Here is a 15,798-nt window from a genome sequence, read left to right on the forward strand (position 1 = left end):
ATGATTGAGACGACTAACTTAACAAAGCGGTTTGGGGAGAATACGGCCGTTGACCGCCTCACCCTTACTATTCCTGAAGGAGAAGTATTTGGCTTTTTGGGGCCTAATGGGGCCGGCAAAACCACCACGGTGCGCATGTTGGCTGGCCTAATTTCGCCAACGGCAGGCGGTGCTACGCTGCTGGGCCACAAGCTGGGTGAGTCCGATATTGAAATTCGGCGCAATGTGGGCATTCTTACCGAGACCCCCGGCATGTATGAGCGGCTCTCAGCGCTTAAGAACCTCACCATTTATGCGCGGCTCTATGAAGTTAAGGACGTGCCTGGGCAGGTAGAGAAATATTTGCGAATGTTGGGCTTGTGGGAGCGACGCAATGATGCCACAGGAACCTTCAGCAAGGGGATGCGGCAGAAGTTAGCCATCGCCCGTGCCTTGCTGCACGAACCGCGTATTCTGTTTTTGGATGAGCCAAGCGCAGGGCTAGACCCCGAGGCAGCGCGGCTGGTGCGTGATTTTATTGGGGATGTGAAGGAGCAGGGGCGCACCATCTTCTTAACGACGCACAATTTGGACGAAGCAGACCGCCTGTGTGACCGTATTGCCGTGTTCAAGAGCCGGCTGCGGGTGTTGGATACGCCAGAGGGTTTGCGGCAGCAGCTATACGGCCGTCAGGTCGTCTTTCATCTTGCCAGCGAAGCACAAACGGGCGTGCCTATCCTGCAAAATTTGCCCTACATTAAAAATATTGAGGCGCACGAAAACAAGCTGCTGGTGGCAGTGGACGAACTAGAACTGCATAATCCAGAAATGATCCGATTGCTGGTGAACGGGGGACAAAACATTCAGTTTGTGGGCGAGCTACGCCACTCGCTGGAAGAGATTTACCTCCAGCTAATTAACCGTGAGGAGCAGGCTGATGGACAAAATTAACACCATTATCAACAAGGAGTGGGCAGAGGTGTTTAAGAATAAGCTGGTGCTGTTTTCCGTGGCGTTTTTGCCACTGCTGCTAACTGCACTGCCTCTCATTACCATCTACTCTATGCAGGGCCTGACCCCTGAAGAGATGGCAACAAGCACAACCCAAGGTACCCCGGATGAATTTTTTGGGGACATTTGCTTGGGGCTGAATGAGGCAGATTGTACCACTGTGTACATGCTCAATATTTTTACCTTGCTGTTCATGATTTTGCCGGTGATGGTGCCGGTGACCATTGCCGCTTACAGCATTGTAGGGGAGAAATCGACGCGAAGTTTGGAGCCGCTGCTGGCCACGCCCATAACTACTATTGAGCTGATTTTGGGTAAGGGGATAGCGGCCGTTTTACCAGCCATTGTGGTGACCTGGCTGTCTTTTGGTATTTATTTAATTGGGGCGCGCCTGATGACCAATGAGACGGTCTTTGCCCGCATCATTGATCCGATGTGGCTGTTGGCGGTCTTTTTGGTGGGGCCGCTCCTGGCGGTGCTGGCGGTTTGTGCGGCCATGATGATCTCTTCACGTGTATCAGACCCGCGTACGGCAGAGCAGCTGTCTGGTGCAGTGATGCTGCCCATCATTTTGCTGGTGATGGGGCAATCATTTGGCGTGTTTTTGTTGAGTAGTGAGCTGGTGTTGGTAACGGCCGTTGTTCTCATCATTTTGGACGCCATTTTGTTTTATCTCACCGTTAAGATGTTCCAGCGCGAAACAATCTTGACACGCTGGAAGTAGAGATTAGAGATTAAAGAGCTACCCAGCCTCCAATCTCTAATCTCCCAAAACAAAGGATAAACGTTGTGAACTTAGCCGGCCTCAAGATTGGACACGCCACCGATGAACAGTTTTACACGGGCTGCACCGTGTTTTTATGCCCACCAAATACCGTTGCCAGCGTGGATGTCCGCGGCCCCGCACCGGGTAGCCGGGAAGCAATGCTGCTCCAGCCAGACAAACCCATTCAGTACATCCAGGCGGTGATGCTGACAGGGGGAAGCGCGTTTGGCCTGGCCAGTGCCGATGGGGCCATGCGCTGGCTTGCTGAACACGACATTGGCCATCCCACGCCTATTCGTCCAATTCCGCTGGTGCCAACGGCCGTTGTCTACGACCTGTTCATGAATAATGGCCAACGCCTACCGGATGCCGAGATGGGGTATGAGGCGTGCCAAAATGCAGTCGCATCAGATGTGCTTCAGGGCAATGTAGGTGCCGGTGCTGGCGTCACGGTCGGCAAATGGGGGGGCTTCCAAACGATCATGAAAGGCGGTTTTGGTCTGCACAGTGTTATGGTTGATGGCATAGTGGTGGGCGCAGGGGCTGTGGTGAATGCCATAGGCGATGTGGTAAATGTAGATGGATCGGTTTTGGCGGGGGCGCGGGATGCCAACGGCCGTTGGCTTGTAGAGCAAAACCCATACCGTCAATTCCCCAACTTGCCTGCTGCCCCTGTGGGTACCAACACGACGCTGGTGGTGCTATTTACCAATGCAAAACTGAGTAAAATTGAGGCCAATCGCCTGGCTCAACGGGCGCACGACGGCTTTGCCATCGCCATCCGACCCGTGCACACAACCCACGATGGCGATACGGCCTATGCTTTGGCCACGGGGCAGGTGGAGGCTTCTTTTGATCTGGTGGCCAACGTGGCAGTTGAGGTGGTGGCCGAGGCAATTCGCAACGGCGTGCGGCAGGCAGCGGCAGTTGGACCAATTCCAGGTTTGGCTACAGAATAAGACGGCCGTACCCAATTGACAATATTTTCACAGAGGAAATGAGGAGGTTGAACCATGCAATTCAAAAAGTACGACAAAGTTGTAACCGCAGATGATGTCGTTTTGGGTGACCTATTACGCATTCATCATCGGGAAGAGGATGTAAATCCTGAACTTCGCCTTTATGCCAGCTATTTGGAGGTTTGGAGCGTGGATTTAGGTGGTCACATATACATCCCGTCTGAGTATATCGAAGAGTATGATGCTGCCGCCAGGACAATTTATATTGCTGAAACTCTGAGCGTTGTGCAGCAAGAGACCTGGGATCGGGCACCAAGTTTTATTGCGGGTCGACAAAGCCGTAAGGAAGAGTTACCCATCGAAGGAATCCAATCCATTGCCTAAAACATTTGGGAGAAACCAGATATATGACTGTACAAAATGTTGGCTTTAATGCCGATGCCCTGGTGCCAAAGGAGATGGCCCACAAGGCAGAGGCGGCGGGCGTGGCCAAAGCCAAGCTCGGCCCTTTTAGAATGTTTGCCCTGGCAGTTTTAGCCGGGGCTTTTATCGCGCTGGGGGCTATCTTTGCCACCACCGTTACCACTGGCAGCACGCTCTCTTTTGGGCTGAGCAAGCTACTGGGTGGTTTGGTCTTTTGCCTAGGGCTAATTTTGGTCATTGGGGCCGGGGCAGAGCTGTTCACGGGCAATAACCTGATTGTGATGGCCTGGGCAGATGGCAAAGTGACCACCGGGCAGCTTTTACGAAACTGGCTTATTGTTTACGCAGGTAATTTTGTGGGGTCGGTGGCAACGGCCGTTATGATGTTATTCAGCCAGCAATACCGGTTTGCCGATGGGGCACTTGGCCAAAATGCGCTCAACATTGCCAATGGCAAGGTCAATTTGGAATTTGGGCAGGCGTTGGTGCTGGGCGTTATGTGCAATGCGCTGGTCTGTTTGGCAGTTTGGCTGTGTATGGGGGCACGCAGCGCCACCGATAAAATTTTGGCAATTATTTTCCCTATCACGGCGTTTGTAGCTGCTGGCTTTGAGCACAGCGTGGCCAATATGTATTTCATCCCAATGGGGTTGCTTATTAAAGCAGGCGCACCGGTGGGTTTTTGGGCGGAGATTGGGAGTACGGCCGTTGCCTACGAATCGCTCACCTGGGGCAACTTTTTCTTGCGCAACCTACTGCCCGTTACCATTGGCAATATCGTTGGCGGCGCACTCATGGTAGGGCTCGTTTACTGGTTTATCTACCTGCGCCCCACCTGGACTGGAGCCACCTCTATGGATTAGAAAGCAACTGAGTCATGGGTAAATGCCCAGTCCAATTTCTCCTTAACAAAATTGCCCAAATACTCGCTGGCTTGTGACATTCTTCGCAACGATAAGAGCGCATCTTCACTAACAAAATTTACTCGAAAACCGCATAATTTCATTGTTGGATTATTGTCTCGAACCTTAATAAACCAATTGGCTGTCCAGATAAACTGGTCAGCTTTTTTTTGTTTTCAGAAGACGTTGCCACCGTGTGGCAACAATCCCACTATTTTTACTTTCTCTAAACAACTATGGAGGTTTCATTACATGGCCACTGGACGTATTGTCATAGATGCCGAACGTTGTAAAGGGTGTGAACTTTGTCGCCCCGCTTGTCCCCAAGATGTAATTAAATTAGCAAATACTCTAAACGCGAAAGGTTACCGTGCTGCCGTGTACGTAGACCTGGAACATGAATGCACCGGTTGTGCATTGTGTGCTGTTGTTTGCCCAGACGGCTGTATCACCGTATTCCGTGACATTCCCCAGAAGAACAAGAAGCAACCAAGGGAGATGATGGCGCATGTCTAAACAGTTACTCAAAGGAAATGTGGCTTTTGCCGAAGCGGCCGTTCGTGCCGGGTGCGAAGCCTACTTTGGTTATCCCATTACGCCCCAAACAGAGCTGCTGGAGCATATGTCTAGCCGGATGCTGGAGCTGGATCGCGTCTTTTTGCAGGCAGAAAGTGAAGTAGCCGCCATCAACATGGTGTATGGTGCTGCTGCCGCTGGCGTGCGCACAATGACCTCATCCAGTAGCCCCGGCATCAGCCTGATGCAAGAAGGGTTTAGCTACATTGCCGGTTCTGAAGTGCCTGTGGTTATCATCGACGTGATGCGTGGCGGCCCTGGCCTGGGCAATATTCAACCTAGCCAGTCAGATTACAATCAAGTAACGAAATCCGCCGGGCACGGTGATTTTCACCCCATTGTGTTGGCCCCGGCAAATGTGCAAGAGGCGATTGATCTGACGGTGTTGGCCTTTGATTTGGCAGACAAGTACCGCACGCTGGTTTTTGTGGTGGCAGATGGTGCTATTGGCCAAATGATGGAACCAGCAGAATTGCCCCCCATGCGGGAATTGCCTGTGGAACGGCCGTCTTGGGCGTTAACTGGTGCCAAAAACCGTGAAAGAAATCTAGTGAACTCGCTTTACATGGGCGTAGACAATCTGGAAATGCTCAACGAGAAGCTGCAAACCAAGCTGTCCATCATCCAGCAAGAGGAAGTTCGGTACGAAACGCAGTTTGTGGAGGATGCTGAGATTACGCTGGTGGCTTTTGGGACGGCCGCACGCGTGGCCCAAACGGCCGTAAAGCGTATGCGGGATCGTGGCTTGTCTGTGGGGCTTTTCCGCCCAATCAGCCTATGGCCATTCCCAGAAAAAGAGCTAGCCGAAGTGGCTCAAAAGAGCAAAGGCTTGTTGGTTGTGGAAATGAACGCAGGCCAAATGCTGCACGATGTGCGCATGGTGGCCGGCATCCACAAGCCCATCAAATTCCTGGGACGCATGGGTGGCCGCATTCCGCTGCCTGAAGAAGTAGAGCAAGAAGCCGAAGCATTTCTAGCGCAGCTGGTTGCTGCCCACTAACGCGGAGAAAACAAAATAATGGATACTTTGATTTCAGAACAAGTCAACCTTCAACCATCGGAAAAAATTGCATACGAACGGCCGTCTAGCCTTTGCACCATCGACACCCATTACTGCCCTGGCTGCACCCACGGCACTGCCCATCGGCTGGTAGCCGAAGTAATCGACGAGCTGGGCATCTTGGAAGACACCATTCTGGTTTCCTCCGTCGGCTGTTCCGTGTTTTCATACAACTATTTCAACGTAGACGCTTGCGAGGCTGCCCACGGCCGCGCTCCGGCCATGGCTACGGGCGTCAAGCGCGTCAATCCTGACAAAATTGTTTTCACTTATCAGGGGGATGGTGATTTGGCTTCCATTGGCACGGCCGAAATAATTCACGCCGCCGCCCGTGGTGAAAAGATCACCGTTATCTTCATCAACAACGCCATCTACGGTATGACAGGCGGGCAGATGGCCCCCACCAGCCTGTTAGGGCAAAAAACCACGTCTTCTCCATTTGGCCGGGATGCCGATTTAGCCGGGAAGCCAATTCATATGGCAGAACTGCTGGCCCAACTGCCCGGTGTGGTTTACAGCGTGCGCCGCAGTTTGCACGACGCCCGCCACGTGCTGCAAGCTAAAAAAGCGATCCGCACCGCCTTCGATGCGCAGATCAATAATTTGGGCTTTAGCGTGGTGGAACTGCTCTCTAGTTGCCCCACCAACTGGGGCATGACGCCTATGGAAGCACTCGATTGGGTTGAGCAGGATATGGTGCCTTTCTACCCATTGGGTGATTATAAAGTTGACGAACGTTTAGCAACCAAAAGCAGAAAAGGAGCCAAAAAATGAGTACCCCGTGGCATCATCGCTACGCACAGCGCACTCAGCGTATGGGCAGCTCGATGATTCGTGAGCTGCTGAAGCTTACCCAACGCCCTGATATTATTTCTTTTGCCGGTGGTCTGCCTGCGCCGGAAATGTTTCCCGTAGAGGCGTTCGATGCGGCAAGCAGTCGGGTTTTGCAGGAATATGGCGCACAAGCGTTGCAATATAGCACTACAGAGGGCTATCTGCCGTTGCGCGAACTCATCGTAGAAAAGATGGGGCGTTATGGTATTGAGGCTTCGGTTGACAACGTGCTAATTACTAGTGGGTCACAGCAGGCACTGGACCTTATCGGTAAGCTGCTCATCAACCCCGGCGACCTGATTTTGACGGAACGGCCGACTTACCTGGGGGCAATTCAGGCGTGGCGAGCCTACCAAGCTGAATTTAGCTCCGTGCCAATTGACCATGACGGGCTGCGCGTAGATTTGCTGGAAGAGGCTCTCTGCGGTGGTCCGAAATTTATGTACGTGCTGCCCAACTTCCAAAATCCGGGCGGCGTCACGCTCTCTTACGAGCGACGGTTGGCACTAATTGACATTGCCGACCATTATGGCGTGCCAATTATCGAAGACGATCCATATGGCGAGCTGCGCTTTGAGGGAGAGCATATCCCGCCGCTGGTGGTTTTGGACGCAGATAGGCAGAACGGCCGTCAGTATACTCACCAGAACGAACACCAAAGCTACTTCAAGGGCAACGTCATCTACATGAGTACCTTTTCCAAGACGTTGGCGCCTGGCTTGCGGCTGGGCTGGATTGTCGCTCCTAAGAGCGTGATTCAGCAATGTGTGATGACCAAGCAGGGAATGGATTTGCACACCAGCAGCTTCATTCAGATGATGGCGTATGAAGTAGCCAAAGATGGCTTTTTAACCGAGCACGTTCGCAACATCCGCGATGTTTACCGGGAACGGCGTGACATCATGCTGGCTGCCATGACCGAGCATTTTCCGCCTGGAGTGAACTGGACGCATCCACAGGGCGGCTTGTTCTTATGGGTAACAATGCCGGATGAGCTGGACAGTACGGCCGTTCTGGAAGAAGCAATTGCCAATAAAGTTGCTTTTGTCCCCGGTGCCACTTTTTACCCGGATGGTGGCGGCCAGAATAGCTTCCGCCTCAACTTCTCCAACGCGCGCCCTGAGGAAATTCAGGAAGGCATTGCTCGCTTAGGGCAAGTGTTGCAGAACGTGCTGGACCCAGTGCCAGCGATTGCTTTTTAGAAAAAATTATTAAATGCTCATTGTTTCAGAAAGCGAAAACAACTTGAAATTGTCATGCTGAACAGAGTGAAGCATCCCAACCAAGTTGAATGGGATTCTTCATTTCGCTCTGCTTCATTCAGAATGACAAATGCGTGAGTGGATTTCTGGAATCGTGAATTGAGGAACTAAACAAAATGGAAACTTCAATTATTATTTCCGGTTTTGGCGGGCAGGGTGTCTTGTTTGCTGGCCAGCTATTAGCTTACGCAGGGATGGATAACGGCCGTTTCGTCACCTGGATTCCGTCGTATGGGCCAGAGATGCGTGGTGGCACCGCCAACTGCACCGTGATTGTTAGCCATGATCCCATTGGGGCGCCGATTGTTGCCCAACCGGATATTGCCCTGGTTTTTAACCAGCCCTCTTATGAGAAATACGTCAACCTGGTAAAGCCCGGTGGCTTGCTGGTTATCAACAGTAGCATCGTCACCCCGGATCAGCCTCGTGACGATTTGAAAATAGTAGAAATTCCCGCCAATGGCATTGCTGGGGAATTTGGTACCATCAAAATGCTCAACATGGCCATGATTGGCGCGATGCTGGCACATCATCAAGTTTTGCCCATCACCGCTTTGGAAGACGCCTTGCAGGACCATTTGCCAGCGCGTAAGCAACAGTTTCTGCAGGGCAATCTGGATGTGCTGCACGCTGGTTTCCGCGCCGCAGCGAAACAGACTGCTTTAAGTTAGAATCAGTATGTGAAAATTGTTCGGGCTTAGCCCCAGAGCATAGTTTTTAGATGAACGGCCGTTGCTTGGTAGCAAACGGCCGTTTTTTCTGTCTAGCCACAACGGTTAAAATGGAGAAAAGGACCTCTGGACTACAAAAGTCTCAGGAATGATGGTGATTTATCCAGAGATAGCAAGACTTTTGTAATCTCCACTGCGAAAGCCCTATCCAAATTTAAGGAAGTGAAGATGATTAATTGCGAAAAAGAGATAATTGAGCTGCACCAATTTTTTCAGGATTGGTTTAACGGTGAGATTCCAGAAGAGGATGATATTTTTGCACGATTTTCCGCGGTGATGGCAGACGGTTTTTATATTGTGTCGCCAAACGGCCGCCTAACGCTACGCACCCCACTCGTTGAAAATTTGCGCCAGCTACATGCTAATTCTCACTCAAATCCGGGCAAAATTTGGATACAGGATGTCCAAATTCGGCACCAAAGCGAGGATTTGATTTTAGCAACCTACGAAGAGTGGCAAGAATTTAACGGCGAAACAACGTCTCGTTTAAGCTCGGTGCTTTTTCAGGTGGATGACAGCGCCCCGAACGGACTTGCTTGGTTGTATGTGCATGAAATTTGGCTCGGGAAATAATGTAGAAACGGCCGTTTACCTAAATGAAGCGGGCAAACGGCCGTAATCTCTATCCGTAATAAATTTTTCAGCTCTCGGCAGTTCAGTAACTAGAAATAGCCTAATTTATGCGCTGCGGCCGTTAATTCATCCCGAAACTCTGGTTCAGAAATTCCGATTAACGCCTGGGCACGTTCCCGAATAGATTTACCGTATAAATGAGCCACACCGTGCTCTGTAACCACGTAATGCACGTCGTTGCGCGTGGTGACGACGCCAGCACCCTCATTGAGCATGGGGACAATTCGGCTCATGGTTCCCCCGCGGGCCGTAGACAGGCAGGCAATGATGGGCAAGCCGCCCTTGGAGCGGGCTGCGCCACGAATGAAGTCAAGCTGCCCACCAACGCCGCTATAAAAGCGTGGCCCAATCGAGTCGGCACAAACCTGGCCTGTCAAATCTATTTGCAAGGCAGAGTTAATGGCCACCATCTTGTCATTTTGGGCAATATTGAATGGATCGTTCACGTAATCCGTGGGGTGCATTTCGATAATTGGGTTGTTATCGATGAAATCGTAAAGTAGCTTGGTGCCAAAGAGGAAACCAGCCACAATTTTGCCTGGATGAAAATTCTTTTGGGCACAGGTGATAACTCCATTCTCAACCATATCAATCACACCGTCTGAGAACAGCTCTGTGTGAATGCCCAAATCTTTGTGATTGCCCAGGAAACGCAACACTGCATCTGGAATGCTGCCAATCCCCATTTGCAGGGTAGCTCCGTCGGGAATCATCTCGGCAATGTATTCACCAATCTTCAAATGTCCCTCTGAGCTACCCCCTTGGGGAGATTCCGGGATGGGGTAGTTGGTTTCTACAATGTGGTGAATCCGGCTAACGTGGATGAAACTATCGCCGTGGGTGCGCGGCATCTGCTGATTCACCTCAGCGATAATGATCTTGGCAGACTCGGCGGCTGGCTTGGTTGTGCCAACCTCTACGCCAAAGCTGCAAAAGCCATGCTCATCGGGTGGCGACAAGGAGATGAGCGCGACGTCGATTGGCAAAATGCCAGTGCGGAATAGCCGGGGAATCTCAGATAAAAAGATCGGCGTAAAGTCGGCTCTGCCTTCCGCAACAGCTTTGCGAACGTTGGAGCCGATAAAAAGGGCATTGACACGAAAGCTCTCGCTAAATTCCGGGGCAACGTAGGGTGCCTCGGCAAAGGTGAGGATATGGGTTAGCTCCACATCTCGCAGGTTGGCGGCTTGATTGGTGAGTGCCTTGGTGAGTTCTACAGGAACCCCTGCACCCCCACCTATATACAAGCGATTTCCAGATTGAATATGACTCAGTGCAGTTGAAGCGTCGGTTACTTTTCGACGATAAATATTTTCCCAATTCATGCTAAATCTCGATCATTGTGACATTGGTTCAACCTGGCAAGTTGAATCAATGTTAGATTGATTGTCCTAATGCTTGGGCAACTTTGGGGTGAACCAAACGGCCGTTTACCAAAGTGACTCCCTGTTTTAAGGCTGGTATTTGCTCACTTGCTGCCTGTACATCCCCGGTGCCCACGGCCAGTAGGTAGGGGAGGGCAGCATTGGTGATGGCATAGCTGGTGGTGCGGCCGTATGCCGCCGTGATGTTTGGTACGCAATGGTGAATGATTCCCTCTGCTTCGTAAGTTGTGTTGCGTAAAGTGGTTGGGCGGCTGGTGGCTACGCAGCCCCCTTCATCAATAGCGTAGTCGATAATGACCGAGCCACGCCGCATTTGTTTCACCATCTCGCGGCTCACTAATACCGGTGCGCGCTGGCCACTTTGGGAAGCGGCCCCAATGAGTACATCGGCAAAGCGCGTGGCGCGCTTGAGGTTGAGCTCGTTGGCAAACATGGTTGTGACACGGCCGTACTGCTTGTCGTATAGTTTTTGCAGTTTGCGTGGGTCTTTATCCAGCACGGTAATCTCCGCCCCAAGCCCGGCAAAGGCACGCGTGGCGTTGCAGCCAAGTGTGCCTGCGCCGACGATTACAATCACAGCCGCCGGAACACCGGGTAAGCCACTAAGCAAAATACCGCGTCCGTGATAATCACTGCGCAGCAGGCGCCCGGCCACGATGGGTGCCATTTGCCCGGCGATGATGCTGGCAGGCAGCAACACAGGGCGGGTCTCGTCTTCCTCCTGAATTAGTTCGTAGGAAACGGCCGTAATTTGTCGTTCGGTTAACGCTTCCAGTAAATCTGGGGAAGAAACAGGCAGGTGGAGGAATGAAAATATTGTCTGTCCTGGTCGGAACAAGGCATGTTCGGCTGCGGTGGGGCGCGTCACTTTGGCCACCACGTCGGCACGGCCGTATGCTTCTTGGGCAGAGTAAACGATGTGACCACCTGCATCCCGGTAATTTTCATCGGAGAAGCCTGCACTTTTGCCCGCGCCAGTTTCTATATACACGTTGTGACCAGCCGCCGCCAGGGTAGAGACCCCAGCAGGCGACAGCCCTACGCGAGATTCCAAATCACGGACTTCTCGAGGAACGCCAAAATCCATGTGATACTCCTTGAAAATAGTGGATTACCTGACAGTATTTATGCTCTCAGGTTTGGAATAAATACTTGTCCGTATATTAGCCACAGAGATACCGTGATAAAAATCAAGTGGTACCCTGCAGATTAACAAGATAATTAGGGTCAAACGGCCGTCGATGCTTCAAAACACCAAAAGCCAAATGAACCAGTTTTCGCATCGCTGCCCCCACAATCGTCATGCGGCTCTTGCCCTTGGCGGTCAACCTAGCGACGAGTGCCTGGACAATTGGATTGTGACGCATCGCTGACAAGGCAGGCATATACATCACAGCGCGAAAACGACGATTGCCTATCTTAACCAAACGGCCGGGTCGATGAATGGATGAGCCTGAGTGGTGTTTGCGTGGCGATAGCCCGGCATAGGCTGCCAACTGTCCAGCGGACTCAAACCGGGTTACATCAGGGACTTCGGCCATGAAATTGGCAGCGGTGATGTCACCAATACCAGGAATCGACGTCAACAACTCATGTTGTTGGCCAAGGTCAGGGTCTTGGTCAATTAGGTCACGCATTTGCTGTTCAATCTCAGCAATCTGGTCGTTAAGAAAAGCAATATGGGCAGCAATGTTGGTCAGAACGGTCTCAGAGGTGAGACCAGATTGTTGCCGATTCAGTTCTCGGGTTCGGTCAGCTTTCAACGTTTCCAAACGACGAGACAGGGCTTGCAGCTCCTGCACCTCTGGCGATGGCGGTGCCCATAGGCTTGGGTTTTGGGTGGCACAGAAATGGGCAATCACCTTGGCATCTTGCTGGTCTGTTTTATTGCGTTGAAGCTGGCTCTGGCCATAGGCTTTGATGCGAGCTGGGTTGACCACACTCACAGCATAGCCACATTTGTCTAAGTACATCGCTACCCCTTCACCGTATCGACCCGTGGCTTCAAGGCAGACATGAACCCCTTTGGCCTTTTGCTTCTTGAGCCATTTAGCCAACCGTCGCCAGCCGTCTTTGTCGTTGCTGAAGCTGCCTGTTTTGTAGCGACCTGTTTGATAGAGAGCGACATCTAGCTTATCTTTAGAAATATCGATACCAAGGCTCATCGTTAACATCGGTTCCATCCTTGAGGGTTAACTCTATCCAGCGAACCTTCTTGCGAATTCAAGCTCAACCCTGAAAGTGGCTTTAGATACCGTTCGTCCTCTTGATAGAGTATGCAGCAGGGGCGTTAATCTCTGTGCCGAGTTTGATGACTTTGGTCACAAATGAACATCACCCTGCTGCTTGAGAAGTAATCTGTATACGCTGATTATCTCTCATTTTCAATCATACAAGTTCACAGAGGGTTTAAAGGCGAAGGTTCATTTCTCAAATTTCTCTTGTTCCTCTGTGGCTTTTTGATAGATTTTTGATTATGCGGGATGAGTATAGAGTTTGGGGAGAAACGGCCGTAGTAACAAACGTCACCATTGACCCTGTTCATTGTCATTAGCGACGGCGTACATTGTATTTAGGACTGGCAGTCCTAGTGGTATATTGCCTAACGACAATAATATTTAGGACTACCAGTCCTCTGCTACAAGTCATACCATTAGTGGACGGTGATTTGCGTGTAGGCTGGGAATTGGTTTCCATCAAAATCTTCTACGATGAAGCCAACCACGTACTGACCCGCCGCTGCATCCAAATCTACCCAGATGAGCGTGGAATCGCTAAAGGTGAGCGTGCCCGCTTCTTGCGTTTCAGAGCCAGTCACGCTGCCGCTGCTGTCCAAATCGAGCCAGCGTTGCACCACCGTAAACTGATCGCCTACCTGCGGGATAATTTCACGGGGGCCCCCAGTGCCATCCTCGTTGTTAAAGCCGTAAACTTGCTGCAAGACGCCATCCCGAAACAGCAGCCGGGCTACGCGCTGCTCACCATCGGCATAGGTGTAAATGCCATCGACAGCGTAAACCGCATCTTCAAATGATTCACCGTACGTTTGCGGTTGGAAGAGTGTGACTACAGAGTTTGTGCCGTCGCTGACGGCATATACGACGGGTTCCCACTCAAACTCCAGGATGAATGGTTCATCCGGCCAAACGGGGTAAAACAACCCACCAACCTCTTGCGTATCGGCACTTTCCAGGTAGTCAGAGTCGATGACCAGTAGCGAGTTTGCGGCCGTATCCAGAAAGCCAACCAGCAGCTTGACATAGCCAATATTCTCGCCTGAGATTTCGGTGCTGAGCAGGACGGGTGCGTCGGGAGCGGCTTCGCTGCTGCTGGCGGCGATGGGTTCGATGGTAATGTTGCCAGCACCAGGGCCACGGACTAGCGCGCCTGCGGTCGGAATGGCTGCACCAACGTCACCGGCATTAAATGGTTCGCCTGTGTAATGGTAGGCCAAGAAGTCATCCCATAAGCTGGCGTTGGTGAAGGTGTCGGCAACGGCCGTATACGATTGCGGCCCGGTAATGGGGTTGCCGTACAGCTGCGAATTCGGGAAATAGATGGAAACGCCTGTGGAGCCAGGTTTGTTCGGGCCATGCTTTTCGGCAATCACTACTTGCTGAATAGCGGACAGTACATCATTGACCGCCTGATCCACCTCACCATTCCGGCTGTTTTGCGCTATGAGCTGGGCAAAGTGTCCCAAATCAATATAAGACGGCGGTACGTTGCTGCCAAAAACGCTGGTGTACGATTGGGCGCGACTGCGGTTTTGGGCAATGAGCTGCTGGTTGTCGTTAGAGAGTGCCAAGCTAAGGTTGTTGATGCTATCCACCAAGGTGGGGATTTGGGAGAGATCGGCAACGGTGAGCGTGATATTTTGCTCCATTTGCTGGACGAGCTGCTGCGGCGAGACGTTGCTAGGGCCGCCAAATAGCCCAAACAAGCCACCCAGCGGATTGCCACCACCCAGCAGCCCTTGTCGCGCCTGTGGGTCCAAAATGCGCTGGTCCTCACGGATGTAGCTATCCACAATGAAGCGACCAAGCTCGCCTCCGTTGATGCCGGGATTAATTGCCAGCTCCTCTAAAAAGCCAGCATAGGCCCAGCCAAGCGCGGGTTCTACTTCTTGGGAGGCGACGGCGTAGCGGGCGTGAGGAGCCAGCGCAGAGAAAATCTCGATGCCACCCATCAAGCAAGCATCCATGCCGATGAGTTCAAACTGGTCAATATTGGTTTGGGTGCGGATTTCGGTCAACGCCTGGTCAATTTCCATCAGGTAGAGGTCGTTACCGAGAGCGGCCGTAATGGGCAAGCTGCGGTCGGCAGGTACGCTGGGAGCTGGGTCCGACCAGCCGCCGGGCCAGCCAATGCCGTGATCAGACATGATGAGAACGTATTTGTCGGCTGGGTAATTTTCCGCAGCCCAAACTACAAAATCAACCAACGTTTGTGGATCGGCCATGTTGACCTCACCCAAATCTTCGATTAGATCAGAGTTGATGGCTTGTAAATCGTTGTCGCGGGTAATGTAGTAGCGGCGGGCACTCGTCCAGTTGCCGTCCCCGGCGAAACCGCCGTTGAAACGATCAAGCTGGGCCACGATTTGCACATTGTCGCTGGAGCCAACGCGCTCGGCTTCGTTGAGGTCCAGGAAGATGTCTTGCTCCAGAATTTTGTCGTCGGCATCCTGGTACAGCATGATGGTCCAGGTTTGGTCTGATGCGCCAGTAGATGAGAGGGTGGGTAGTGGGTCGTTGTTCGCTGGCGGAAGATTGCTGCTGCTATCTGTTTCAGGATCAGTAAAGACGACAGAATCGCCACTGCTGCTGCCACCACCATTGCCCCCGCCGCCGAATAAACCGCCGCCGCCACTGAACACAAAAAAGAGAATGATAATGCCAATAATTCCAATGCCAAGGCAAGACATTCTGCCACCCCCACCGCCGGGCAAGGGAAGACCGCCACCAGAGGGGCGCGGTTTGTAAGTGCCGCCACCGCTGCTGCCACTGCCGCCGCTGCTTGGCCTGGGGCTGCTACTGCCAGACGGCCGTCTGCGGGGGGCTTCAGCACGGTCACGTTGGCCATCCTTGTTGGTGCGGCGACGCCGCTTAACAGTTACGCGCGGTTTGCTATCTTTGGCAAATAGGGGCTGTCCTAAATCTAGCTGGTTGCCTGTTCTATTCACTATGCCTGCGAAAGCAGGCTGTTCTTCTCTTCCAAATAAATCATCGCGTTTCATAAATTCTTCCTCATCCAGTAAAGCTACTAATATTCTGA

At 52.1% G+C, this 15,798-nt stretch carries 15 protein-coding genes; 11 read left to right on the plus strand and 4 right to left on the minus strand.

What is annotated here, in order from left to right; genetic code table 11:
* From ACOQPU_RS05610 to ACOQPU_RS05660, 11 genes are all read left to right on the plus strand, one after another.
* On the plus strand, nucleotides 1-930 hold the full coding sequence (locus tag ACOQPU_RS05610) for an ABC transporter ATP-binding protein (RefSeq protein ID WP_420644143.1): 930 nt from the start codon (nucleotides 1-3) through the stop codon (nucleotides 928-930).
* Nucleotides 917-1,714, plus strand: coding sequence for an ABC transporter permease subunit (locus ACOQPU_RS05615; RefSeq protein WP_420644144.1), 798 nt, complete (start codon nucleotides 917-919; stop codon nucleotides 1,712-1,714). Before ACOQPU_RS05610 ends, ACOQPU_RS05615 begins: the two co-directional genes overlap by 14 nt.
* 65 nt (nucleotides 1,715-1,779) lie before the next feature.
* Entirely contained in the window at nucleotides 1,780-2,715 is a 936-nt protein-coding gene (locus ACOQPU_RS05620; protein ID WP_420644145.1) for a P1 family peptidase, read from the plus strand.
* A 54-nt stretch (nucleotides 2,716-2,769) separates the two neighbouring features.
* The gene (locus tag ACOQPU_RS05625; protein ID WP_420644146.1) at nucleotides 2,770-3,099 is read left to right on the plus strand and encodes a hypothetical protein; all 330 of its coding nucleotides are present in this window, start codon (nucleotides 2,770-2,772) and stop codon (nucleotides 3,097-3,099) included.
* A gap of 23 nt (nucleotides 3,100-3,122) precedes the next feature.
* Nucleotides 3,123-4,001: a formate transporter FocA gene (focA, locus tag ACOQPU_RS05630; RefSeq protein WP_420644147.1), complete on the plus strand. Its 879-nt coding sequence runs from the start codon at nucleotides 3,123-3,125 to the stop codon at nucleotides 3,999-4,001.
* 291 nt (nucleotides 4,002-4,292) lie between these two features.
* Nucleotides 4,293-4,556, plus strand: coding sequence for a 4Fe-4S binding protein (locus tag ACOQPU_RS05635; RefSeq protein WP_420644148.1), 264 nt, complete (start codon nucleotides 4,293-4,295; stop codon nucleotides 4,554-4,556).
* On the plus strand, nucleotides 4,549-5,616 hold the full coding sequence (vorB, locus tag ACOQPU_RS05640; RefSeq protein WP_420644149.1) for a 3-methyl-2-oxobutanoate dehydrogenase subunit VorB: 1,068 nt from the start codon (nucleotides 4,549-4,551) through the stop codon (nucleotides 5,614-5,616). The genes ACOQPU_RS05635 and vorB overlap by 8 nt, the downstream gene beginning before the upstream one ends.
* A gap of 18 nt (nucleotides 5,617-5,634) precedes the next feature.
* Nucleotides 5,635-6,450, plus strand: a complete 816-nt coding sequence (locus ACOQPU_RS05645; RefSeq protein WP_420644150.1) for a thiamine pyrophosphate-dependent enzyme — start codon at nucleotides 5,635-5,637, stop codon at nucleotides 6,448-6,450.
* Nucleotides 6,447-7,712: a PLP-dependent aminotransferase family protein gene (locus ACOQPU_RS05650; protein WP_420644151.1), complete on the plus strand. Its 1,266-nt coding sequence runs from the start codon at nucleotides 6,447-6,449 to the stop codon at nucleotides 7,710-7,712. The genes ACOQPU_RS05645 and ACOQPU_RS05650 overlap by 4 nt, the downstream gene beginning before the upstream one ends.
* Nucleotides 7,713-7,888: 176 nt before the next feature.
* On the plus strand, nucleotides 7,889-8,443 hold the full coding sequence (locus ACOQPU_RS05655) for a 2-oxoacid:acceptor oxidoreductase family protein (RefSeq protein WP_420644152.1): 555 nt from the start codon (nucleotides 7,889-7,891) through the stop codon (nucleotides 8,441-8,443).
* Between the two features lie 228 nt (nucleotides 8,444-8,671).
* Nucleotides 8,672-9,076 carry a hypothetical protein gene (locus tag ACOQPU_RS05660; RefSeq protein ID WP_420644153.1) on the plus strand — a complete coding sequence of 135 codons (405 nt, stop codon included), beginning with the start codon at nucleotides 8,672-8,674 and terminating at the stop codon, nucleotides 9,074-9,076.
* A gap of 89 nt (nucleotides 9,077-9,165) precedes the next feature.
* On the opposite strand, the gene ACOQPU_RS05665 is transcribed toward ACOQPU_RS05660, so the two are convergent.
* From ACOQPU_RS05665 to ACOQPU_RS05680, 4 genes are all read right to left on the minus strand, one after another.
* Entirely contained in the window at nucleotides 9,166-10,461 is a 1,296-nt protein-coding gene (locus ACOQPU_RS05665) for an acetyl-CoA hydrolase/transferase family protein (RefSeq protein WP_420644154.1), read from the minus strand.
* Nucleotides 10,462-10,513: 52 nt separating this feature from the next.
* Nucleotides 10,514-11,608 (minus strand): alanine dehydrogenase, encoded by a 1,095-nt coding sequence (locus tag ACOQPU_RS05670; protein ID WP_420644155.1) that lies wholly within the window; start codon nucleotides 11,606-11,608, stop codon nucleotides 10,514-10,516.
* Nucleotides 11,609-11,711: 103 nt separating this feature from the next.
* Nucleotides 11,712-12,695 (minus strand): IS110 family transposase, encoded by a 984-nt coding sequence (locus ACOQPU_RS05675; protein ID WP_420642832.1) that lies wholly within the window; start codon nucleotides 12,693-12,695, stop codon nucleotides 11,712-11,714.
* A 479-nt stretch (nucleotides 12,696-13,174) separates the two neighbouring features.
* Nucleotides 13,175-15,760, minus strand: a complete 2,586-nt coding sequence (locus ACOQPU_RS05680) for a clostripain-related cysteine peptidase (protein WP_420644156.1) — start codon at nucleotides 15,758-15,760, stop codon at nucleotides 13,175-13,177.
* Between the last annotated feature and the right edge of the window lie 38 nt (nucleotides 15,761-15,798).

Source organism: Candidatus Leptofilum sp. (assembly GCF_965223285.1).
Classification (GTDB): Bacteria; Chloroflexota; Anaerolineae; order Promineifilales; family Promineifilaceae; genus Leptofilum.

What these genes read in the sequence shown, in the direction of transcription:
- ACOQPU_RS05610 (WP_420644143.1), top strand. Translation starts at nt 1, where the DNA reads ATGATTGAGACGACTAACTTAACAAAGCGGTTTGGGGAGAATACGGCC.
- ACOQPU_RS05615 (WP_420644144.1), top strand. Translation starts at nt 917, where the DNA reads ATGGACAAAATTAACACCATTATCAACAAGGAGTGGGCAGAGGTGTTT.
- ACOQPU_RS05625 (WP_420644146.1), top strand. Translation starts at nt 2,770, where the DNA reads ATGCAATTCAAAAAGTACGACAAAGTTGTAACCGCAGATGATGTCGTT.
- focA (WP_420644147.1), top strand. Translation starts at nt 3,123, where the DNA reads ATGACTGTACAAAATGTTGGCTTTAATGCCGATGCCCTGGTGCCAAAG.
- ACOQPU_RS05635 (WP_420644148.1), top strand. Translation starts at nt 4,293, where the DNA reads ATGGCCACTGGACGTATTGTCATAGATGCCGAACGTTGTAAAGGGTGT.
- vorB (WP_420644149.1), top strand. Translation starts at nt 4,549, where the DNA reads ATGTCTAAACAGTTACTCAAAGGAAATGTGGCTTTTGCCGAAGCGGCC.
- ACOQPU_RS05645 (WP_420644150.1), top strand. Translation starts at nt 5,635, where the DNA reads ATGGATACTTTGATTTCAGAACAAGTCAACCTTCAACCATCGGAAAAA.
- ACOQPU_RS05650 (WP_420644151.1), top strand. Translation starts at nt 6,447, where the DNA reads ATGAGTACCCCGTGGCATCATCGCTACGCACAGCGCACTCAGCGTATG.
- ACOQPU_RS05655 (WP_420644152.1), top strand. Translation starts at nt 7,889, where the DNA reads ATGGAAACTTCAATTATTATTTCCGGTTTTGGCGGGCAGGGTGTCTTG.
- ACOQPU_RS05660 (WP_420644153.1), top strand. Translation starts at nt 8,672, where the DNA reads ATGATTAATTGCGAAAAAGAGATAATTGAGCTGCACCAATTTTTTCAG.
- ACOQPU_RS05665 (WP_420644154.1), bottom strand. Translation starts at nt 10,461, where the DNA reads ATGAATTGGGAAAATATTTATCGTCGAAAAGTAACCGACGCTTCAACT.
- ACOQPU_RS05670 (WP_420644155.1), bottom strand. Translation starts at nt 11,608, where the DNA reads ATGGATTTTGGCGTTCCTCGAGAAGTCCGTGATTTGGAATCTCGCGTA.
- ACOQPU_RS05675 (WP_420642832.1), bottom strand. Translation starts at nt 12,695, where the DNA reads ATGTTAACGATGAGCCTTGGTATCGATATTTCTAAAGATAAGCTAGAT.
- ACOQPU_RS05680 (WP_420644156.1), bottom strand. Translation starts at nt 15,760, where the DNA reads ATGAAACGCGATGATTTATTTGGAAGAGAAGAACAGCCTGCTTTCGCA.